Annotated in this window: 15 protein-coding genes; 11 read left to right on the top strand and 4 right to left on the bottom strand. The window is 45.6% G+C overall.

Annotated elements, in window-relative coordinates:
* Window positions 1-4 precede the first annotated feature (4 nt).
* On the top strand, window positions 5-1,882 hold the full coding sequence (gene dxs, locus DKW60_RS03975; protein WP_181389576.1) for a 1-deoxy-D-xylulose-5-phosphate synthase: 1,878 nt from the start codon (window positions 5-7) through the stop codon (window positions 1,880-1,882).
* A gap of 136 nt (window positions 1,883-2,018) precedes the next feature.
* Window positions 2,019-2,930, top strand: coding sequence for a UDP-3-O-acyl-N-acetylglucosamine deacetylase (gene lpxC, locus DKW60_RS03970; protein ID WP_109836372.1), 912 nt, complete (start codon window positions 2,019-2,021; stop codon window positions 2,928-2,930).
* 2 nt (window positions 2,931-2,932) lie between these two features.
* Here lpxC and DKW60_RS03965 read toward each other — a convergent pair whose 3' ends face one another.
* Entirely contained in the window at window positions 2,933-3,298 is a 366-nt protein-coding gene (locus DKW60_RS03965) for a DciA family protein (protein WP_109836371.1), read from the bottom strand.
* Between the two features lie 153 nt (window positions 3,299-3,451).
* On the opposite strand from DKW60_RS03965, the gene DKW60_RS03960 reads away from it, so the two are divergent.
* The 5 genes from DKW60_RS03960 (at window position 3,452) to DKW60_RS03940 (ending at window position 10,207) form a co-directional block, all read left to right on the top strand.
* The gene (locus DKW60_RS03960; RefSeq protein WP_146203426.1) at window positions 3,452-4,240 is read left to right on the top strand and encodes a M23 family metallopeptidase; all 789 of its coding nucleotides are present in this window, start codon (window positions 3,452-3,454) and stop codon (window positions 4,238-4,240) included.
* A gap of 269 nt (window positions 4,241-4,509) precedes the next feature.
* The gene (gene secA, locus DKW60_RS03955; RefSeq protein ID WP_109836369.1) at window positions 4,510-7,212 is read left to right on the top strand and encodes a preprotein translocase subunit SecA; all 2,703 of its coding nucleotides are present in this window, start codon (window positions 4,510-4,512) and stop codon (window positions 7,210-7,212) included.
* Window positions 7,213-7,235: 23 nt separating this feature from the next.
* Window positions 7,236-8,444, top strand: a complete 1,209-nt coding sequence (gene argJ / locus DKW60_RS03950; protein ID WP_109836368.1) for a bifunctional glutamate N-acetyltransferase/amino-acid acetyltransferase ArgJ — start codon at window positions 7,236-7,238, stop codon at window positions 8,442-8,444.
* Window positions 8,444-9,274 carry a polysaccharide deacetylase family protein gene (locus DKW60_RS03945; RefSeq protein WP_109836367.1) on the top strand — a complete coding sequence of 277 codons (831 nt, stop codon included), beginning with the start codon at window positions 8,444-8,446 and terminating at the stop codon, window positions 9,272-9,274. The genes argJ and DKW60_RS03945 overlap by 1 nt, the downstream gene beginning before the upstream one ends.
* Window positions 9,275-10,207 (top strand): Nudix family hydrolase, encoded by a 933-nt coding sequence (locus tag DKW60_RS03940; protein ID WP_109836366.1) that lies wholly within the window; start codon window positions 9,275-9,277, stop codon window positions 10,205-10,207.
* Window positions 10,208-10,260: 53 nt separating this feature from the next.
* On the opposite strand, the gene DKW60_RS03935 is transcribed toward DKW60_RS03940, so the two are convergent.
* From DKW60_RS03935 to DKW60_RS03925, 3 genes are all read right to left on the bottom strand, one after another.
* A complete protein-coding gene (locus tag DKW60_RS03935) occupies window positions 10,261-11,055 on the bottom strand; it encodes an enoyl-ACP reductase FabI (protein ID WP_109836365.1) in 795 nt (264 codons plus the stop codon).
* A gap of 108 nt (window positions 11,056-11,163) precedes the next feature.
* Window positions 11,164-11,367, bottom strand: a complete 204-nt coding sequence (locus DKW60_RS03930; protein WP_109836364.1) for a dodecin family protein — start codon at window positions 11,365-11,367, stop codon at window positions 11,164-11,166.
* A 200-nt stretch (window positions 11,368-11,567) separates the two neighbouring features.
* Window positions 11,568-11,885, bottom strand: coding sequence for a DUF3301 domain-containing protein (locus tag DKW60_RS03925; RefSeq protein ID WP_109836363.1), 318 nt, complete (start codon window positions 11,883-11,885; stop codon window positions 11,568-11,570).
* Window positions 11,886-11,914: 29 nt separating this feature from the next.
* On the opposite strand from DKW60_RS03925, the gene DKW60_RS03920 reads away from it, so the two are divergent.
* From DKW60_RS03920 to DKW60_RS03905, 4 genes are all read left to right on the top strand, one after another.
* Entirely contained in the window at window positions 11,915-12,730 is an 816-nt protein-coding gene (locus tag DKW60_RS03920) for an inositol monophosphatase family protein (RefSeq protein WP_245929576.1), read from the top strand.
* Between the two features lie 216 nt (window positions 12,731-12,946).
* On the top strand, window positions 12,947-13,444 hold the full coding sequence (locus DKW60_RS03915) for a hypothetical protein (protein WP_219988628.1): 498 nt from the start codon (window positions 12,947-12,949) through the stop codon (window positions 13,442-13,444).
* 172 nt (window positions 13,445-13,616) lie between these two features.
* Window positions 13,617-16,580, top strand: coding sequence for a DUF11 domain-containing protein (locus DKW60_RS03910; protein ID WP_109836361.1), 2,964 nt, complete (start codon window positions 13,617-13,619; stop codon window positions 16,578-16,580).
* A gap of 143 nt (window positions 16,581-16,723) precedes the next feature.
* Window positions 16,724-23,104, top strand: coding sequence for a DUF11 domain-containing protein (locus tag DKW60_RS03905; protein ID WP_109836360.1), 6,381 nt, complete (start codon window positions 16,724-16,726; stop codon window positions 23,102-23,104).
* The last annotated feature ends 2 nt before the right edge of the window (window positions 23,105-23,106 follow it).

Genomic DNA, 23,106 nt, shown 5'->3' with positions numbered 1-23,106 from the left:
GCCTATGTTAGATCAGATTGTGACACCAAAAGAGCTTCGCGGCCTAGAAAAAGAGCAGCTTCCTGAGTTGTGTGATGAGTTGCGTGCGTTCCTATTAGAATCTGTGTCAGGTTCAGGTGGTCATTTTTCTGCAGGTCTGGGTACGGTTGAATTGACAGTCGCTCTTCATTACGTGTTTAACACGCCTGAAGATCGCTTAGTATGGGATGTCGGTCATCAGGCTTATCCCCACAAGGTATTGACCGGTAGGCGTGATAGTTTGAATACGATACGCCAGCAGGGTGGTTTATCAGGATTTCCCAAGCGTAGTGAAAGTGAATACGATACGTTCGGTGTTGGTCATTCCAGTACCTCAATCAGTGCGGCTTTAGGAATGGCAATTGCTGCGAAACAGCAGGGTATTGACCGTCAAAGTGTCGCCATTATTGGTGATGGTGCATTAACCGCCGGAATGGCATATGAAGCGTTGAATCATGCGGGTGATTTAGACGCACGGATGTTGGTGGTACTCAACGATAACGATATGTCGATTTCACCGAATGTGGGTGGTTTAAGTAAATACTTAGCAAGACTTTTATCGGGACCACTTTACTCCAGTATTCGCGAGCAAGGTAAAAAGATCTTGTCTGGAACGCCGGGCATGAAAAAGTTGGCTCGTCGGGCAGAAGAGCATACCAAAGGCATGTTGATGCCCGGAACAATGTTCGAGGAAATGGGTTTTGTTTATTATGGCCCGGTTGATGGGCATGATGTGCTTGAGTTAGTACGGATGTTTGAAAATATTAAAGACATTGACGAGCCTCGCTTCGTCCATGTAGTCACAAAAAAGGGAAAAGGCTACGAGCCTGCTGAGAATGACCCTTGTACCTATCATGGCGTTTCACCATTTAATCTCGAGCAGGGAATTGTTAAAAGTACCAAGACATCTACGCCTACTTACACACAAGTCTTTAGCCGTTGGTTGTGCGATATCGCAACCAGTGATGAGCGTGTGGTCGGGATTACTCCGGCTATGCGTGAAGGCTCCGGTTTAGTTGAGTTCTCTGACAAATTTCCGGAACGATACTTTGATGTTGCAATTGCAGAGCAGCATGCAGTGACCTTGGCGGCGGGTATGGCTTGTGATGGCGCTAAACCGATCGTTGCTATCTACTCAACCTTCTTACAGCGCGCTTATGACCAGCTAATTCATGATGTGGCGATTCAAAACTTGCCGGTTGTGTTTGCGATTGACCGTGCAGGACTGGTTGGTGCAGATGGCGCAACACACGCTGGAAATTACGACTTGTCATACCTTCGCTGCATTCCTAACATGATTGTCATGGCGCCTGCAGACGAGAACGAATGTCGGCAAATGCTTTACACTGCGTATTTGCAAGATGGTCCGACAGCAGTCAGATACCCGCGTGGTAAAGGTGTTGGCATTGAACCGGATGCGGTAATGACGGCTATGGAAATCGGTAAAGCTACGACGCTAAGAAGCGGAGCGCGTGTGGCTCTTTTGCTATTTGGCTCGCTACTCGCCCCTGCACAACAAGCAGCGGATACTTTGGATATGACGCTGGTGAATATGCGATTCGTAAAGCCACTGGATGAGGCTATAATTCTGGATGTTGCCAGTAATCATGATGTCATTGTGACACTTGAAGACAATGCGATTCAAGGTGGTGCAGGAAGTGCTGTATCAGAGAGCTTGGCACGACAAGGCGTTAGTATTCCAGTGCTTCATTTAGGCATTCCGGATAACTACATAGAACATGCTGAACGGGAAGCTCAATTAGCTGAAATAGGACTTTCTGCAGAGGGTATTATTCAACAAATTACGGCGTTCAGTAGTCGCCATGTGGTACCTCAGGCGATCTCAAAAGTAGCACATCTATAGACAAGCTGTTGATTTTATTGCATGATAGCGCACAAATCTGTGAGGCGTTAAGCGCAGGTTATAATTCATTAAATACACTTACCCACCATAATATATCAGCCAGAACAATAATAACGGCTCGATAAATGGGGATTTTATGCTAGCACAAAGAACATTACAGCGTACCGTCAGCACGGTAGGCATCGGTTTGCACTCAGGACAAAAAGTAGGGTTAACACTCAGGCCAGCAGCGCCAGATACGGGGATTGTGTATCGCAGAGTTGATCTTGATGTTCCTGTCGAAATTCATAGCACACCTGAGGCAGTTGGAGAAACGGTTCTCAGTACAACGCTGGTTCAGGATGGGGTTAAGGTTGCCACAATTGAACATTTGATGTCTGCTTTTGCGGGTCTCGGTATTGATAATGCTTATGTTGATTTAACCGCGTCTGAAATACCGGTAATGGATGGTAGCGCTGCTCCATTCATCTATCTGATTCAGTCTGCAGGTATTGAAACTCAGCGTTCTGCTAAAAAGTTTGTGAAGATTAAACGAACCGTCCGCTTTGAAAATAAAGCCGGATGGGCAGAGCTGCGTCCATATGACGGTTTTAAGGTCTCGTTTGAAATCGACTTTGATCACCCCGCGGTGAAATCTACTCGGCAAACACTGGCTCTGGATTTTTCTAAGCGTTCTTACAGTCGTGAAATCAGCCGTGCGCGCACCTTCGGATTCATGCGTGATGTTGAGTATATGCGCTCGAGAAACCTGGGGTTAGGTGGTAGTTTGGGCAATGCAGTCGTACTGGATGAATATCGGGTCTTAAATAAAGACGGTCTGCGCTACAGCGATGAGTTTGTAAAACACAAAATGCTAGATGCTATCGGTGATTTATATACTATTGGTCACAGCATTATTGGTGCCTATCACGGACATAAGTCCGGCCATGCGATTAATAATCTACTGCTTCATGAGTTAATTGCTCAGCCTGATGCATGGGAGCTCACGACAATGGAAGAAGAGCAAGAAGCTTCAGTGAGTTATGCTGGCGAACTAGGCTACGCGTAATCTCAATTATCTAATTCATCCCGGACGCCTGAAAGCATATCTTTAATGTTTTTGGGTAGTTCCTTGTGAACCGCCGGTTTAGGTTTAGCTTGCATAACCGGTGGCGATATCTTTACCTTTACCCGTTTGAATTCACTCAAGAACGTTGTGTTGATAAATCGAAGAATATCGTTTTGTTGATAACGTAATTGTGAAGCGAAAACCGGGCTATCAACCACTAGCACCACCTCTTGCTGCTTTGGCAGCACATAAAGACTTTGTTGCGATGCGTTGACACCCAAGTGTTCACGAACACGCTCAGACAGCCTATCAATATTTTTGATGCTTTCAGTAATGTACGAGTTTTGGAGGGTGCGTGTTTGCTTCATGCTTCAAGTGTAACTTATTTCCATGAGTATGCACTATGTGTAGCGGAGCAGCGTCCCGTGAATCTTTATTTTCATCGAACTAAAAATAACCTTTCGACAGAGCTTGAGTTATCGGTTTGGCGTCAAATTTTATTGCCCGTCCTGGGGCTGTCTTTGCTTATTCTTTTATTGTCATTTATTGCGAATCGTTCATTTGACGACCCCTTTGTCAGAAGTAGTGGTATTGAGTACTCGCAGTCCGATCTGAGTAATTTGAAGAAAAAAATTGCGTCACTTGAGGCTGAGAGCGTGCGGTTAAGGGCATTTGCTCAAAAAATGGTTGATTTAGCAAAGCTCGATAGTGACCTGTTTTCATTTGATAAGCCACCTGCACAAGGTGGTTTAAACGGTCGAAATTACAGTTATTCGAAACGAGGGCGTTCACTTCGCCAAGTGAATAAAGAAATCGAAGCGTTGCGAAAAAGTATGCTCAGACATAGTCATCAGCTGGAGCGAATGCAATTAGTGCTCAAGTCGCGTTCCTTTGGTGGAGGCCAAACGCTGGCGCAATGGCCTGTGGCTAAAGGTTATGTATCGTCTCGCTTTGGTATGCGAAAAGATCCGTTTAACGGTCGTTTTCGAAAACATCGTGGGATTGATATCGCAGGACCTACCGGCACAAAGGTCATGAGTATGGCAGATGGTATGGTGATTCATAGTGGCCGCAATGGGGGATATGGCCGCATGATTGAGATCGAACATGAGAATAAGTTGCGTAGCCGGTATGCCCACCTGAGTGCAACCTTAGTGAAAGAGGGGCAGCGTGTATCGCGTGGAGAGGTAATTGGTCGGGTAGGCAGCAGTGGTCGCTCCACCGGTCCGCATCTGCATCTTGAAGTATTAAAAAATAATAAGAATGTAAATCCCCTAGATTATCTGGGAAAAAGTCCCTATGGCGAGTGAATCAGAGTGATATCTATTCAGTGCTGCGTTAAGCGTGAATTTATCCCGCAATCTATACTATAATCCGCTGGGTAAGCGTGCATGTTGGTAAGCGGCAGCTATGTCGAAAGTCATATATAAGCCTTGTATTTCTTGGCTGAAACCCCAATATACGTTGTAATAGTTTTATTCATTGAAAGCGTTGAGCGCAGGGGCTCTTGACGCTTTTTATCCGTTACAAACGGGAACAGATAATAGACCGGGATCAAACCGGGGAGAAAATAAATATCATGATAGGATCGGTTGCTAGAAAACTCTTCGGTAGTCGCAATGACAGGGTTGTTAAGGGTTACTCCAAAGTCGTTCAGCAGGTAAATGCGCTGGAGGACCAGTTCAGCAAATTAAGCGATGAAGCGTTACAGGCTAAGACGGTTGAATTTAGAGCGCGTCTGGAAAAAGGCGAAACGCTGGATTCTTTGATTCCGGAAGCATTTGCGACTGTTAGAGAGGCTGGTAAGCGCGTCATGGGAATGCGCCATTACGATGTTCAGTTAATCGGTGGCATGGTGTTGAACGATGGCCGAATCGCCGAGATGCGTACCGGTGAAGGTAAAACTTTGGTTGCAACATTGACAGCCTATCTCAATGCATTACCTGCCAAGGGTGTTCACGTTATTACGGTGAATGACTATCTGGCAAGTCGTGATGCGGAGTGGATGTCTAAGCTGTATGGTTTCCTAGGCCTAACAACAGGCGTTATTGTGAGTGGCCTTGGGCAGGATGAGCGTCAGGCAGCCTATGCCGCTGATATTACTTACGGAACTAACAATGAGTTTGGCTTCGATTACTTACGCGACAATATGGCCTTCAGTAAAGAAGAGCGTGTTCAGCGTAAACTGAATTATGCCATTATCGATGAAGTGGATTCGATCCTGATCGATGAGGCGAGAACACCACTGATTATTTCTGGCCCATCCAGTGAATCAGCGCCGCTTTATACGGCTATTGATAAGATCGTTCCAAAGCTTGTACCACAAGCAAAAGATGATGAAGAAGGCCCTGGTGATTACTCTGTCGATGAGAAATCCAAGCAGGTCTTCCTGACTGATGTAGGTAATGAGCGAGCTGAAGAGTTACTGCGCGAAGCCGGTATTTTGAAAGAAGATGAAGGTCTGTTTGATAGCGGTAGCATTTCAGTGCTACACCATTTGAATGCAGGTTTGCGTGCTCACACCTTATTCCAATTGAATGTTGACTACATCATCTCGGATGGTGAGATTGTCATTGTTGATGAGTTTACAGGTCGTACCATGCCGGGGCGTCGTTGGTCAGAAGGTTTGCATCAGGCAATCGAGGCCAAAGAAGGCGTTGAGATCAAACCTGAAAACCAGACCATGGCATCAATCACTTTCCAGAATTACTTCCGTTTATACGACAAGTTGTCAGGAATGACCGGTACGGCCGATACTGAAGCCTTTGAATTACAGTCTATCTATGATCTTGAAGTAGTTGTTATTCCAACGAATAAACCCACGGCTCGCAAAGATGAGAATGACTTGGTCTACATGTCGCATGAAGAAAAATACAATGCGATTGTGGATGATATTCGTATGGCGCAGGAGCGCCAGCAGCCGGTATTGGTTGGTACTGCTTCAATCGACAGTTCCGAGTTGCTTTCTAGTCTGCTAACCAAAGCAAAAATCAAGCATGAAGTTCTGAATGCGAAGCAGCACGAGCGTGAAGCGCATATTATTGAAAATGCGGGTCGTCCAGGCGCGGTTACAATTGCGACTAACATGGCGGGCCGTGGTACCGATATCGTGCTGGGTGGTTCACTGGAAGCTGAGCTCAAAGAACTGGGCGATAACGAGCAAACCATCGCATTAGCTAAAGAAGGCTGGCAAAAGCGCCATGATGCAGTGGTTGCTGCGGGTGGACTGCATATTATCGGTACTGAGCGTCATGAATCACGCCGTGTAGATAACCAGTTACGTGGTCGTGCGGGACGCCAAGGTGACCCGGGTTCTTCTCGTTTCTTCCTGTCATTGGAAGACAGCCTGATGCGTATTTTTGCTTCTGAGCGAGTCAAAGGCATCATGCAGAAGCTTGGCATGGAAAAAGGTCAGGCTATTGAAGCTAAGATCGTGTCCAAGTCGATTGAAAATGCACAACGTAAAGTAGAGGGGCACAACTTCGATATTCGTAAGAATCTACTCGAATACGATGACGTGGCAAATGACCAGCGTAAAGTAGTTTACCAGCAGCGTACTGAGTTACTTGAAGGTGAGGATGTTCAGGAGTCTATTGATTCAATTCGTTTTGATGTGATTGATAGCTCAATCAGTCGTTTCGTACCGCCAGCAAGTCTGGATGAGCAATGGGATATTGAAGGTTTAACGGCTTATCTACTTGAAGAGTTTGACTTAGAGTTGGATATTCAGGGGTGGTTGGACAAGGATGATACCTTGTATGAAGAGCCACTACGTGAACGCATTCAGGAAGCGGTTGAGAAAAAACTGAAGGATAAAGAGAGCCTCATCGGCAGCGAAAACATGCGTAAGTTAGAGCGCGATGTCATGCTGCATGTACTGGATGAAGAGTGGAAAGAGCACTTGGCGTCAATGGATTACCTGCGTCAGAGTGTTGGTCTGCGTGGTTATGCGCAAAAGAACCCAAAGCAAGAGTACAAGCGTGAAGCATTTGAGATGTTTGAGGATCTGCTGGATCGAATCAAACTGCGCGTGATTGGCTTTATGATGAAAATCCAGATCTCTCAGGATACTCAGCAGGATTTAGCACCACCTGAGCCAGAAGCAACACCGATGGAGTATTCACACGCTGAAGCGTCAAGTGCGTTGGGTGATGATACGCCACAAGCACCACCTGAAACGACTCGAACATTCCAGAGAATAGGTGACAAAGTAGGACGTAACGACCCTTGTCCATGTGGGTCAGGAAAGAAGTTCAAACAGTGTCACGGTAAGCTGAACTAAACAGCGACAACAAGGGATTAAGCATGGCTGTAAACTATACACCGGCTAGTAACATACTAGCCGTTGAGGGTATTCGTTTATCTAGTGGAGCGGCAGGTGTTCGCTACAAAGACAGGGAAGATCTACTGGTTGTTGAAATTGCTGAAGGCAGTTCTGTTGCTGGTGTTTTTACGCAAAATCGCTTTTGTGCTGCGCCCGTTCTGTTATGCAGGGAGTTTATGGCAGACAACGCTCCGCGCTATTTAGTTATTAACTCTGGTAACGCCAATGCTGGTACCGGTCAGGCTGGCTTGGATAATGCTCGTGAAATTTGTGAAGAGTTAGCATCGCTTACCGGTGTTGCTCCGGAGCAGGTTCTGCCATTTTCGACCGGTGTGATCGGTGAGCTATTGCCTGTTGAACCTTTTAGGGCGGCGTTTCCAGAGGTTTTAAATGGCTTGGATGCTGGCAATTGGTCAAGTGCCGCTAATGCTATTATGACGACCGATACGTTGCCTAAGGCATTTAGCAAGCAGCTTGATATCGGTGGCAATACCGTCACGATAACGGGTATCGCTAAAGGCGCTGGAATGATCGAGCCGAATATGGCGACGATGTTGGCCTATGTGGCAACTGATGCTCAGATCGAGCCAGAGTTGTTGCAGTCTATGCTGAAGCAAGCGGCTGATTTATCCTTTAATTCCATCACGGTTGATGGTGACACATCGACTAATGACGCACTTATGTTGATGGCGACGGGTAAGTCACAGGCTGTGGTTGACACGACTAACGCCACGGTGTTTCAGGAAGCTTTAGACGAAGTCTGTCGGTATCTTGCTCAAGCGATTATTCGTGATGCTGAAGGTGCGACAAAGTTCGTGACCTTAACGGTTGATACCGCACCTGACTTAGAAACAGCCCGCGCAGTTGCTTATACCGTTGCCAGATCCCCTCTTGTTAAAACCGCCTTATTTGCCAGTGACCCAAACTGGGGACGCTTATTAGCTGCAATCGGCCGAAGCCCTGTCAAAGAATTAGATATCTCCAAACTATCATTAAGTTTAGGAGAGACGGCCCTGATCAAAGATGGCGAACCTGTTGCAACTTACACAGAAGCAAAGGGTCAACAAGAAATGGATAAAGCAGAGATAACCATTAGTATCGGTCTTCATGCGGGTGACGCATCGACCACGGTTTGGACATCTGATTTATCCCATGACTATGTGACGATAAATGCGGAGTACCGAAGTTAATGAATAAAAATAAAATGGGTTTAATGGGCTTGTGTCTTTTCTTAATCGGCTTATTGCCTGTCAATGTGGCGTTAGCAGCTCAGCCTGATTGTGCTGAGGTAAGAGCGAAGTACCAATGTCCGGTTGAAAAGAAAAAAATCACACTCAGTTTTGATGACGGGGTGGCAGATGTCACGCCTAAGGTTTTGGATGTTCTGAAGCGTGAAAAAATTGAGGGAACCTTCTTTATTCTGGGCAATAAAGTTGATTGCAGTTTATACACCAATGACTGTAAGACGAATCCTCAAAGTGAACAGTGTCAGTCTTTCCAGCTGTGTCAGCAGCGTAGACAGACACTGTCTCGTATTAAAAACGAAGGCCACATGATTGGTTCTCATAGTTATGAGCATGATCGTCACACGGCTATTCCGTTGGCAATGGCAGAAAGAAATATCCAAAAGTCCCGTCAGATTTTGGCACCTTTCTTTACCACAGAGCCTGCCATTTTCCGCTTGCCGCATGGTGATGGTTGGTTTAACCAGAAGACCAGTCCTCAGGTAATGGAAGCACTTAAGCGAAACAAGTTTGAGCATATTGGGTGGGAGATGACTGCCTTTGACTGGAATCCAAAATACCAGGATGGTGATAAGATTTTAGATAATGTCATGAATCAAATGTGCTCAGGAAAAGGCCGTGTTGGTGTTGTGTTATTTCATGATGGTGTGTTTGAGAATGAACACATCGGACGTACCTTTACGGCTGATAATTTAGCTCGATGGATTCCGAGCATGCGTTGTGCCGCAGACTTTGTTCCCTTGAACTATTTCAAGAAAAACTTACGAGTAAAATAAGTGGAAGATGAACTTGGCAGGAAGCCGATTGAAGTCGTTGCGGCAGTGATTCGCGACGACGATGGAAATATTCTGATTGCGAAACGTCCTCAAGACAAGCATCAGGGCGGGAAATGGGAATTCCCGGGAGGCAAGGTGGAGGCTGGGGAGTCGCGCCGCGCCGCACTCAGCAGAGAGTTATTCGAAGAGCTAGGCATTGATGTGGGTCACAGTGCCCGCCTCATTAGCGTTTATCATGAGTACGAGAATAAATCGATTTATCTGGATGTCTATGAAATCACTCAATGGAGCGGCACGGCGACAGGCAAAGAAGGGCAGCCTGTTCAGTGGATTCGTCCAGCTTCGCTGAATGACTTTGAGTTTCCTGAGGCCAACAAGCCAATCATTGAGGCGGCGATACTTCCGAAGTTCATAAAGATCTTAAAGCCTGTTGTAACGGCTGAGTCGTTTGAGGCGCAGGCATTGGCTTCGTTGGCATCCGGGCAGTCTTTTCTGATGCATAACTTCGAAGACACTGAACTTACGCATGAGCAACTAAGCTGGTTGCTTGATACGGCGGCCAGCCGAAATGTGGAAGTGATATTGCAATCACCACCGCCATTGGTTCGACACGACTTTAATTTACACTTAAGTGCTGACGAATTATTAAAAACACAAGTCAAGCCACAAGCTAAGCGAGTATCTGCGACGTGTTATTCGCCTGGTGAGTTGTTTAAAGCACAGAGGCTAGGGTTGGACTTTATCTTCATCGGTCCGGTACTTATGAATTCAGTAGTTAATGTGCAACAAGCTTTAGGGTGGCCCTCATTTCAAAGCTTGGTTGGACGAGTCAATATTCCGGTTTACGCTATTGGCGGTTTGAGCGATAAGGATCTGGAATTGTCCAGAGAGTATGGGGCGCAAGGAATTGCCAGTACCAGTATCGCAGATTAAGCCTTTGGTACAGAAGGCGCAGAGCTAATGTCATAGACTCTGCGCTGCAAATCTTATTCTGCGGTTCCGTATCCTGTCATACCGACAGTGTTGTAACCGCTATCAACATACGTGATCTCAGCACTAATGCCTGATGCAAGATCAGAGCATAAGAATGCTGCTGCATTGCCGACTTCATCAATGGTAACGTTACGACGCAGTGGTGCGTTCTCAGCAGCGTGATCCAGCATTTTACGGAAATCACCAATGCCTGCTGCTGCAAGGGTGCGAATCGGGCCGGCCGATATACCATTTACACGAATACCATCTTTACCCAAGTCAAAGGCCATATAGCGAATGGCTGCTTCCAGACTTGCCTTTGCCATACCCATAACGTTGTAATTTGGGATTGCTGAAACAGCACCAAGGTAGCTTAACGATAAGATTGCAGAGTCGCGACCGACCATCAGTGGTTTGGCGTATTTCGCCATGGCTAGTAAGCTGTAAGCACTCACATCATGTGCGATTGCAGAACCTTCACGAGTAGTATTTTCAACGATGCTACCAGCCAGTTGTTCTTTTGGTGCAAAAGCGATGGCGTGCACGAGCACATCTAAAGAGTCCCAATGCTCTTTAAGCGCGGTGAATGTGGATTCGATTTCTGAGTCAGCTGATACATCACATGGAATGACGATATTAGAACCGAATTCAGCAGCAAACTTCTCAACCCGTGGTTTGAGCTTTTCGTTTTGATACGTAAAAGCTAATAAAGCACCCTCACGATGCATGGCTTTTGCGATACCGTAGGCAATCGAACGGTTGCTGGCAATTCCGGTAATCAGGGCGCGTTTACCCGCTAAAAATCCCATCATTATTCCTCAGTTGAATGAACCGGGCAATAATAAGACTTAGGGGTAGCTATTACAATATAGGTGGTAGGGTAGAGCGCTGTCTCTTGAGAGCAGCGCTCGGGTAACTTAGTCTTCCAGTACGAAAGTAATTTTTAGTCGTACCTGGTATGAAGTGATTTTTCCACCGTCAACTGTTACCTTTTGATCAGCAACCCATGCGCTTGTGACGTTTTTAAGTGACTTGTTAGCGCGCTCGATTCCATCATGGATAGCATCATCAAAGCTTTTCTTAGAAGTCGAAGTGATCTCTGTAACCTTTGCGATAGACATAATTTTCTCCGTTTATATTAGTATTAAATTTTCTGGGAGCATGAATCATAGCATCGTTGTGTAAGAATGCAGCTTTAGCTGACTAACGACACATTGTCATTTTCCGCTCCTCTTTGTCATAGTGCTAAAAATGTCCATCATGGTTCATTGGTAAACTTAATTCAGAACCGTTTCAGTGATCCAGTGCTGATGTAATATACTTACAGAATAGTGGTGCCATCACCTCTGTCGAGTTGTACGCTGGAGATTTGTTTGGCTAGAAGAATGACACGACCTGATGACCTTTCCTGTCGGTCGAGGCTTAACTCAAAGTCGAAGCTTCTTTCCAGCTGAAGTCTGCCTTGCGTGTTTCTGGACAAGCGGATTCGTTTTAGAGCGACTGTCTGGTCCAGTAATTGTGCGTTAATACTTTGACAGGCGTTTGAGGCAGCGCGTGTTGCTGTCTCCTTGGCTCGAATGGAGTCAAACCAAAACCAAGCTATACCCGCTAATAACAGAATGAAAAGCAAACTACTCATAAGCTACCAACTTAATAAATATGGCGATAATGCCAACTAAAAAAGGAACAACTAGTATGCTGCCCGATATGAAAATTATTGAAACAATCATTCGCGATGTTGCTCAACAAGAGATACTGCCACGCTTTAATAAAATTGGCTATGAGCTTAAGCATGATGGCAGTCTGATTACGGAAGCCGATTTAGCAGCAGACGAACGGATACATTCGTTGTTGTCACAACACTACCCCGGTATCGCCTTCATGAGTGAGGAGATGACGGAGCAGCAACAGATCGATTTATTAACGAATGAATCGGAGGTTTGGTGTCTTGATCCTTTAGATGGGACCAGTAATTTTGCAGCGGGTGTACCATTGTTTGCTTCTTCACTATCACTGATAAAAGATGGCGAAGTCGTGATGGGGATTACTTATGATGTCAATCGAGATGAGATGTTTACTGCCATCAAGGGTGAGGGCGCTTACTTAAACGGAGAACGATTAAATTGCACGTCAAGTGTTGATGAGTTGGAACTTTGTGTCGCTTTGGTTGATTTTAAAAGGCTTCCCGCTGATATCACGCTGAGAATCATTCAGGACACACCCTATCGCTCACAAAGAAATTTGGGGTCAACCGTTCTGGAATGGGTGTGGATGGCGGCTAGTCGTGGGCAGTTGTATTTACACGGCGGTATGAAGTTGTGGGATTGCGCAGCGGGATCGTTAATTTTAGAAGAATCGGGTGGAATGGCATCAACGTTGGAGGGGAATCCTGTATTCAGTGCATCAGTCAGTAAACGTTCTACGGTTGCATCGCCCAGCAAAGCATTGTACGAAAAGTGGTTCAATTATATTCACGAGAGATAAGTTGTCTGAACAAATTCTGTTTCTAATTTGCACCGTCGATGAAATCTTTTTACGCTATTCACCGACTGTTAAGTAAAAAGCACTTAATCTTTATCGCGATTATGCCGCTTGGAGCTTAATGTAGAAGAGCCAGTTTGGTGTAAGTGTTTTTTTAGTGTGTCGTAAACGATTTCCTGCATGCACTAGTAATTTATAAAAATAAAATTGGGGATAGAAATGTTTAAGAAAATTGCATTAGCACTTTGTGTAGTAACTGTCACAGCAGGCGTTATGTTTAACGCGACTGCTAAGAGTAAACCTACATTAGTCAGTAACATGCAGGCATATTTGGTTAAGACCAATGCCCAAGGTAAAGAGTACCGTCAACCAGCTAAGCAAACTGAGCCTGGTCAAGTACTGGAATACAGCCTGACGTATACTAACGAAACGAAAAAGACATTGAGTGGTTTAGTCGTCAGTGGTCCGATTCCTGCTAACACGAAATACATCGGTCGCAGTGCTAAGACTGCCGTTCCATCTGACTTTTTAGTGAGTATTGATGGTGGTGCATCGTTTGAGCGTGAGCCAGTACGTCGTCAACAGAAGATGGCTGATGGTCAAATGAAGACAGTGATCATTCCAGCTGAGAAGTACACAAATGTTCGTTGGAAAGTTAAACAGCCGATCGCTGCTCTAGGTCGTCAGCTTTACACTTACAGAGTAGCTGTTAAGTAAATTACATGGTTTGAACATGTATTTGTGACTGTCACCTCTAAAACCAAAATTGAATAAAAATAATTGAATTTTAGAGTGTGAGATTCCTCCCTAGTCGGGCAGAACTCCGAGTAGTCGTGCCCAGCGACAATTTCTTTAAAAGAACGATAATTTATAAAGAGAAACATCAATAATGAAAACAAAAAATCAAATGAAACCGCTGGCACGCCTTATCGCCACGTCACTAGCTGTCGGTACAATGGCTGGTTTTGGTGCTCAGGTATATGCCCAGACTGCAGCGGGTACACTGATCAAAAACCTCGCGACAGTAACTTACGAGGACGAGAATGGTAACGAGTACTCTGCTCAGTCAAATGAAGCAGTTGTAACGGTTGCACCGGTTTTCTCTGCAACAATTGAAAACGATAACTCTTTGTCGGCAGCTCCTGGTCAAACGGTTTACTTCCCACACACATTAAGCAACACGGGTAATGTTGCGGATACATATACAGTAACTGCTGATGCAGGCGATGTGTATTATGATCAGAACAACAATGGTCAGCCTGATCCGGGTGAGCCACTAGTAACAGGGCCGATCGCTGTTCCTGCAGGTGAGCAAGCCAACTTTGTTGTAGCGCTGCCTATTCCTACTGATGCGGCAGACGGTTCCGTACACACCTCAGAGTTGACCGCTGTTTCCACTGGTGGAGCAACTGTTGTTGATGTGGGTGATAACTCTGATTCTACAGATGGTACTGTCGACAACGTTGCAACTGTTTCAACTGGCCCAGTATTGGTATTGAATAAGTCATCTGTACATGATGAAGTTAATAATCAAATCACATACACACTGACTGTTAAAAACAACGGTGGTACTGAAGCGACTAACGTCAATATTATTGATGCATTACCATCAGTTGATACTGATGATAATGGCACAGCAGACACACAAGTTACACTGGTTCCAAGTTCGATTGCTGTAAGTGGTTTGGTTAACGCTGGTGACATAGTACCTACAAGCACTGTAATCGGTGCTGAGTCAGATCTTGGTGATCTTAACTTTGACGGTGATGTAACCGACTCTCTAAATGTAATCGTCGCTAAAGACGTTACACTACCTGCGAATACAACGGTTACGGTTGTATATACTATTGAGTACCAGCCAACATGGGCTGCTGGTGTTGATATCGATAATACCTTTATTGCGTTTGATGATATCAATGATGATGGCACGCCAGATGATTCTACGACTGGTGTCGTACCATCGAATACTACCCACGACGAGATTCCACAGACTTATGGCGTAATTGCTGATAACACGGGTATTAACCCTGGTGCGGGCGTCAATGACGGTGGTGATGATGATAGTGATGGTGGAAATGACTCACAGTATGTAGATATTGCTGCCACAGGTGCAGAAGTTGAGTTTAATCACGTTATTACAAATGATAGTAATGGTGAAGACTCTTACAACATCAACGTACAGAACGATGTAGTGGATGGTTTCCCTGCAGGTACAGTATTCACTTACTGGGATGCGACAGGTTCTGTTCAACTAACGGACACTAACGATGATGGTATTCCTGACACAGGTCTGTTAGGTGCTGGTGCTGACACGACAATCAAGGTAAAAGCAAAATTACCTGCCGGTGTATCTGGTACACAACCAACGGGCTACAACGCAACATTGACTGCGACTTCAACCAGTGACCCATCTGCATCACCAGAAGATGATACGACAGCATTGAAGCTTGGTGAGATTACTCCACCAAACGTTGATATCGCTAACGTAATGACGGGTGGCCAGGGAGATGACTTAGCAAACGGCTTTAACGACAGTGATGGTCAAAATGCTCAGGACGAAGCTCCGGCCCTTCTTGTAGATGGTGCGACTAACTCGGTTGTGACGTTTAACCTGAAGCTAGCGAATGAGTCTGGTTCTGCTGACTCTTATACACTTGGCGCAAATAATATTCCTGATGGATGGGATGTTGTATTCAAAGACAGTGCTGGCAATGTGATTACTACTACATCACTAGTACCTGGTGGCGAAGTATTTGAATATCAGGCTGTGGTAACTATCTCTGCTGACCCTGCTGAATCAATGAGTGATGCAGACCAGGTTGGTGCGGTCGATGGTTATGATGCTGTAAATGATGGCTCAGTTGCCTTGGTTGACGGTGATGGTGATAAGGATTACCAGATTAACTTCACTGCGACTTCGACATCTACGCCTTCAATTAGCGACTCATTGACTAACGCAATTGATATCGCTCCTGATCGTGATGTAGTCATCACTCCAAACGGACAGAATCAGATCCAGCCAGGTGGTACGGTTGATTACAGCCATAAACTTGAGAATAACGGTAACCAAACGGAAGTTCTTGAGCTGGGTTCAGACAATACGCAATCTGGTTGGACAACAATCATCAATGTTGATACTGACAATGATGGTGTGCCAGACACGATCCTGACAAGTGCGCTTGCAGGAACGACGATCACTGGTGTTGATGAAGATGGTAACTACGTAGATATCGAAGTCACAGATACTGATGGCGATGGTATCCCTGAGTTGAATCTTGAACCAGGCGAAAACGTTGATATGACAACGACTGTCACGTCACCGTCTAATGCACCTTTGGGATCTGTTGATGCTTCTACAATCACAGTTGCTGATGCTGCTGACCCTCTGAATCCAGAAATAACTTCTGCTCAAGATCAGACAACCGTAATCTTAGGGCAGGTACGTCTGGATAAGACAGCTGCAATTGACGTGGACTGTGATGGTGACCCAGAGACTGGTTTCCTTGCGACTCAAACACAGCAAGTTGAGCCTGGTCAGTGTGTAACATGGCGCTTAACAGCTACCAACGAAGGTAGTGCAACCGTTCAGAATGTTGTGATTTCGGATGCTGCTCCTGAGTTTACTGATATTGTCAGTGGCAAGCTGAAGTTCTGTCATGGTAACGGGTGTGTACCATCGGCAGTAACGGATGCTAAAGATGCTGGTGACCAAGGTACTTATGATGCAGGTCTGGTTAAATTCTTTGCTGGTAATGCGGATGATGTTGTTCAGGCGAATCCTGTTGCAGGCACTGGTGGAGAATTGATTGCTGGTGAACAAGCAACGGGTGAGTTTACCGTTAAAGTTCAGTAATCAGTTGAACCTGACGTCCTCTCGCCCAATATGGTGAGAGGGCTTCTGAATGCTTCTGCCTGGCGGGAGCATTCAGAAGCAAACCGTCTTTTTGCTTGCTCCGCAGCCCGGAGTTATAAAAATAATAAAAATGGTAGTCAATAATGCGAATTCCTGATTGGTTAGGGGCTAAAACCTTAAGCTTCCTGATGTTTCTCTTTGTGCTCTTCTCCCCACCGTTGATGGCTAAAACTACCTCCGGTACGGTAATCACAAACCAAGCTGAAATATCTTGGTTTGATACAGAAGATGGCCAGTTAAAACATGCCTTTTCAAATGTGTCTAGTGTCGTAGTCAGCAAGCAGTGGTCACTACTGTTGACTAGCGATAACGTGCGTCACACGCGTGCCAGTAAAATTGTTGATCTTCCACATCGTCTTACCAATACCGGTAATACGCCTTCAGATTACATTTTAAGAGTGCGTCACGATGAGGGCGATTCAGGAAATCTGGAAAACCTTAATCTCTATGGTGACACAAACTCGAATGGTGTTGTTGATACTGGAGAGCCTCTATGGAACACAGTGACTTGTGAGCCGTTGGAATCGAATGTCACTTGCTACCATGTTCCTGAAATGGATCCGGGTGAAGTTACCGAATTCGTTATCTCGGGCAGCACGTTAGCTAATGCAGTCAGAGGAGATGAGTACAGAATGAATGTACGCGTCTATCCTGCAAGCTATGCTGAAATTCTAGCAGAAGAGGGTGGTCATGGTGGGCAAAATAGCGCTCTTAACGCAGGACAAATTTCGTCATCAGCTTTACCAGAAGATTGGGTAAACAATGACTTAATCGACATTATTGATGGTGCAGTGCTGACTCTCTCAAAGACTGCGACGCCAGTTTGTGGTGTGCCTGTGAAAGCGGGTGAGTCGATTAAGTACAAAATTGATTTCAGCAATATCGGTGATGCTCAACCAGCAGAAAAAGAAATAAGCATTGATGGCGAAATCGTGATGGGCGTGTTGCTGGAGGATGTTATTCCTGCAAACGTCACCTTTGATAAGTTGCCACTACCTATTGCAGCGCCAAATCAAGGTGTTATCTTGGTTCAGCTGAGAGCAGACGAAGATACATCACGTTGGATTAGTTTCACTAGCTGGAACGGTGTTGATGTCATATCAAAAATTGGTTTGTATATTCCTGCAAATCAAATGCAGCCCAATCAGAGTGGTATGCTTGAGTTTGATGTCACTATCAATCCAAACGTGACTTCAACGACTATTTTCAATCAGGCAAAATTCGATCTTGACGACGCAACGGATACTGAGTTTTACAGTAACAACGTCTGTACAACCATTGAGCCAGGGAATACACGTGGTGATGAAGGTGAGCAGCCAGATACGGTATTTGACGCTACTATTCGTTTCCTGACGCCTGTCTTAGATATCAAAAAATCACTGACTCAAGGTGGTAGCAGTACACCTGATTTCTACAATGATGATCACTTTGAAGATGCTTCTATCTATCAGCTAGATAGTGGGTTATCAAGTTATGATCCTGTGCGTGATGGTGTCTACATTGAGCTAGCATCAAGCGCGGTAAACAAAGACGAAGATAAAGCAGAAACGATCGTTGTTACGGTAACATCAGGCACCGGAGATACGCTGCTGGTGTCATTGCTGGAGACTGGTCCTAATACAGGAATCTTCCGTAGCTTATCATCTATCGTAATGAGTGAGTCTGAGCTGGGTGACGGTGCGAGTTGTCCTGCAGCTGGTGTGTCTGATCCTGATTACACTCAAGCCGCAGACAGCTGTGTGCTTAATGGCTCACCTGATGGGAATCTGACAGTAACAGCGACAGTATCTGATCCTGGTTCAGGACGCGCAGTAGAGGTGCTTGAAGATGCTGCACTAATCAATCCTTTGGGTGTTGTGTTCGACTCAGCCTACAATACTCCGGTTGCTGGCGCGACGGTTACTATACGAAACGCTGATGGCTCGCCAGCGATCAATCCAATGTCAGATCTTCCTTATGATCCACAGGTTACGGATGAAGATGGTCGTTATGAGTTTCCGGAATTAGATCCTGATGGCTCATATTACATCGGTGTCACTCCACCAGGTCAATACTCATTCCCTAGTGAAGTTGATGAATTTAGTCCGGAGAGAGAGGTTAATGATTACTCCTTCGGTGTTAATGGTCCTGACAATATTGCAGGTAGTGGTATCTTCACCCAAGCATCACTGCTAATCTTCGATATTCCACTTGATCCGGAGTTAGATACCGATTTATCTGTGCAAAAGACTGCATCAGTTAGTGAGGTAAGTGTTGGTAGTTCTATAAATTACTCGATTCGTATCGAAAACCACTCTGGCCAACGTTTGTATGCGGTAAAGATCAGGGATACTCTACCTCGCGGCTTTAACTACGTAAGTGGCACTGCGACCTTGGACGGTGTGCCGATTGCGGACCCTGAAGGTGCGCCACGACCAAATCTACTATTTACCAACTTGCCTTTTATTGAAGGTGCTGCCGACGGCGTTCTTGATACTGTTGAGCATACCTTGAGCTATCGTGTCAGAACGACAGCCGGAGCAGTTGGCAGTGACGGGATCAATAGTGCCCAAGCAACAGCACAAACTCCGACGGGGGTAGCGCTTGAGTCAAATGAAGATAAAGTACGCGTTAAGATTGAGCGAGATGGTGTGCTTCAGGATAAAGCGATCATTTTCGGTAAGGTCTATGTAGATGCTGACTGTAACAACATCCAAAACGGTGGCGAATGGCCAATCGGTGGAGTAAAGCTCTATCTGCAAGATGGTACTTGGGCGATCACAGATGCTAATGGTCAATATAGTATCTATGGTCTGGACCCAGGTGATCACGCCATCAAGATGGATCCTCTGACACTACCAGAAGGGATCGTCTTTAAACCGACTGATAATCGTCAGATGGCTGACCCACACTCTCGCTTAGTAGATTTGACTGGTGGTGAGTTCCATCGAGCTGATTTCGCGGCGGTTTGCCCGAAAGTCAACCGAGATGAAATTCAGGCTGAGATCAAAGCTCGCAATATCGGCAAGACAGACTGGATGTTGGAAAATGCTCAGAAATACGACCCGGATAAGGAAATCATAACAGATGATCTCCAGAAGACTGGTGAGATTGATGGTGATATTTCTAGTGGTAGGAACAGTAACCTGAGGTCATTTGCTAAATCAAAGTCTACTAAACTGAGTCTGACCACAGGCTACTCGATTGAGCTGTCGAAGTTTAGAGAGCAGCAATTAGCGGAAGAAGCGCTAGCAAAACTCGATGCAGAGCTTATAAAGGAAGCTTTCGTTCACGAAGCGGGTGACTTCTTTACTGTTCGTCACGGTTTTGATCTAGACAAGAAAACAAGTTACGCACGTCTGAAAGCATTAAAGTTGGCTGACAGTGCAAGTGTAGTCCCAACCGTGTATGAGCAAATCTCTGATGAGGTGGCTGACCGCCTTGAGACACCGCGTGGTTTGGAGACGATGACACCTGCTAAAGAAGTGATTAAATCGGTGACTAAGGCTCAGGCTAAAGAAGGTGTATGGCTGTGGCCAAAAGGCAATGTTAGCCTGGATGGTCGTTTCATGATTGTGACTCGTAAAGGCTTGACACCGACATTGATGCTTAATGGTAAAGCGGTTCCAAAGTCTCAGCTAGGTGAGCAAATTGAGAATCGTCGTGAAAGAGCCCAAGTAGCTGCTTGGTACGGTGTTCAGTTGCAACCAGGAAAGAATGAGTTAGAGGTTGTGGCTAAAGACATGTTTGGAAACAGACGCGTACTGGCCAAAGGTACCTTTAATCGTCCGGTGTCTGCAGAGAAGTTAGTTTTAGAAAAGCGAACTGATCAACTTCCGGCTGATGGTGGACGTTCCTATTTGCCAGTAACGATCAAACTACTGGATGCTAATGGATACTTGGCTCGAGGGGTTAACTTCGTCACTCTGGAAGCAAGTGACGGACAGTGGGTTGAGCGTGATGTTCAGGACCAGGTACAGGGACGACAAGTGCGTGTTGTAAATGGTTTACGCACGGTTCACCTACGAAGTTCTGAGCGAAGTGGAACGATCAAGGTTCGTGTTAGTGACGGATCTATGAGAGCTGAAACGAATGTAATTCAGGTTGCTCCGTTACGACCGCTGGTTGCAATCGGCTTAGTTGAAGTTGGCGGGCATCTGTTTGATCGCGGATCAAGCTCTCCATATGCTGGTCTTGAAGATGATGTTGACTCTCGTGCAGCATTCTTCTTAAAGGGTAAGGTTCGTGGTGATATGCATCTCACAATGTCTGTAGATACAGACAAGGAAGATGATGCTCAACTGTTCCGCGACATTAATCCAAATAAGTCGTATCCAATTCACGGAGACAGTTCACAGCGTGGCTATGAGGCGCAGAGCCGGAGTAAGGTTTACGCTAAGCTGGAGAAGAACAAAGATAGCGTCATGTGGGGTGACTTTGTCACGGATGGCAACTCTATGAATGAGGATGTCACGCGTGTTCAACGTACTCTCACTGGTGCGAACTTAGTCACGAAAAGTGGCCCGGTTGAAGCACAGTTATTTGTCTCTGAGCTTGATGAGCAGAATTACGTCGATCGTATTCGCGGAAAGGGCGTCGCTCTGAATTACAAGCTAGAGAAAGCGCCGCTGGTGATCAACAGTGAAACTATTGAGATCATCACTGTCTCTCGTGATAACCCAGGCGTTGTGTTAACGACAGAAACATTGAGTAGATTTGGTGATTACACTCTGGACTTTGTGACCGGCGAGTTGAGCTTTAGCGAGACAGTGCCAATTTCAGATGAAGACCTGAATCCTGTTTACATCCGTGCAACTTACGATGTAGAGGGTGATGGCAATGACTACACCATTGCGGGTGCCCGCTTGAGCAGTGAAGTAGCGCCAGGCTTTAAATTAGGTTTGAACTACACTGTTAACCAGCATGACTCCGAAGGTTTCGAGTTATACGGTGTGACGGCTGAATATAAAAATGATGACGGCTTTGAGGTTCGTGGAAGTGTTGGTCGTATGTCTCACCGGGATCTAAGTAATGATTCTGGTGTTGCTACACGTCTATACATGGCTAAAGAGTGGAAAGATAAGTCATTAACGACTGTCACTCTGGGGCGTGCCAGCGATGGCTTTATAAATTCTGCAGCAGGCATAGCTGAAAACAGGGAAGAGCTTCGTGTTAAACATGAGATGAAGATTTACGAAGATCTGAATGCTGAGATTGAGGCAATACACAGCAAGATGCTGGATACGGATGATCTTGAGCAGAGTATTGGTGTAACCGCTGATATGGATGTTAAAGACTGGAATATAAAAGGTGGTGTACGTCACATTAGGCAAGAGAAGACGACAGGAGATGAAGAGTTCCAAACCTTTATTGTCGGTATAAAGAAGAATCTGGATATCGCCGGTAGAAAGGGTTCTGTTGCGGCTGAGTATGAGCAGGACTTTGACAGTTCTGATCGTCGTCGCATCGCGTTGACGGGTGACCTTCAGGTTCATGAAAAAGTAAAGTTGTATGCACGGGGAGAGCGCATCAATAGCCTCTCAGGTGTGAGTGGACTTTCTTCAACAACCAATGAGCAAGACACCATTGCAATTGGTGTGAAGTCAAACTTCCTGAAATCAACTGAGCTTTTCTCAGAGTACCGCGTACGTGGTGGAATTGACTCGCGTGATCTTGAAACAGCTTCAGGGGTCAGAGGTACCTATGAGCTGGCCGAGGGCTTATCCATATCTCCGCACCTGGAGATTGTGAATAACCTGGATGGAGATGGTAGTGACTCTGTGGCTGCGTCTATTGCTATTACTGATAAGCGTTCAACGGATCAAATTGCATCTCTACGCCTTGAGACAAGACATGATGATGACCGTGAGTACTATGGTCTGCAGGCAGACTACGTAAAGCGTTTAGACTCAAAATGGAGTGTATTAATGAAAGATACGCTGCGCTATGAGTTACCAGAGTCGGGTGATGACTTGATGGATAACACGTTTACGCTGGGCCTTGCATATCGCCCACGTCGTGATAACAAGCAACACTCTTTGTTCTTCTATCAAAATAAAGAAGAGCGTGCTGGTGATAACGGCGACTGTAGTACACATATATTGTCTACGCATCAGAACTATGAGATCAACGAAGACGTACTGTTATCAGGTCGTTTAGGTGGAAAAACTGAAGACTGTGACGGTGTTAAGAGTGATGCAGTTGTACTGGATGGACGTCTTACTTATGACCTAACTAATCGTTTAGACCTTGATGTTCATGCAGGTGTGTTGGCTACCGATGGTATGGGTGAGCAACAATACTCATTTGGTGCTGGTATTAACTACCTCGTAAGAAAGAATCTTCGCGCGGGTATTGGTTATAACGTGACTGGATTTGAGGATGAAGATCTTGATCCCGAAAATTATAACGACGAAGGTCTGTACATCGGCCTGAAGTATAAATTCGATGAAAATAGCCTGAACTGGCTGACAGGAGAAAAATAATA

The sequence above is a fragment of the Leucothrix pacifica genome (assembly GCF_003172875.1).
In the GTDB taxonomy this organism is placed as follows: Bacteria; Pseudomonadota; Gammaproteobacteria; order Thiotrichales; family Thiotrichaceae; genus Leucothrix; species Leucothrix pacifica.
Note: the sequence above shows the minus strand (reverse complement) of the source record. Positions and strands in the feature narration are given on the sequence as shown.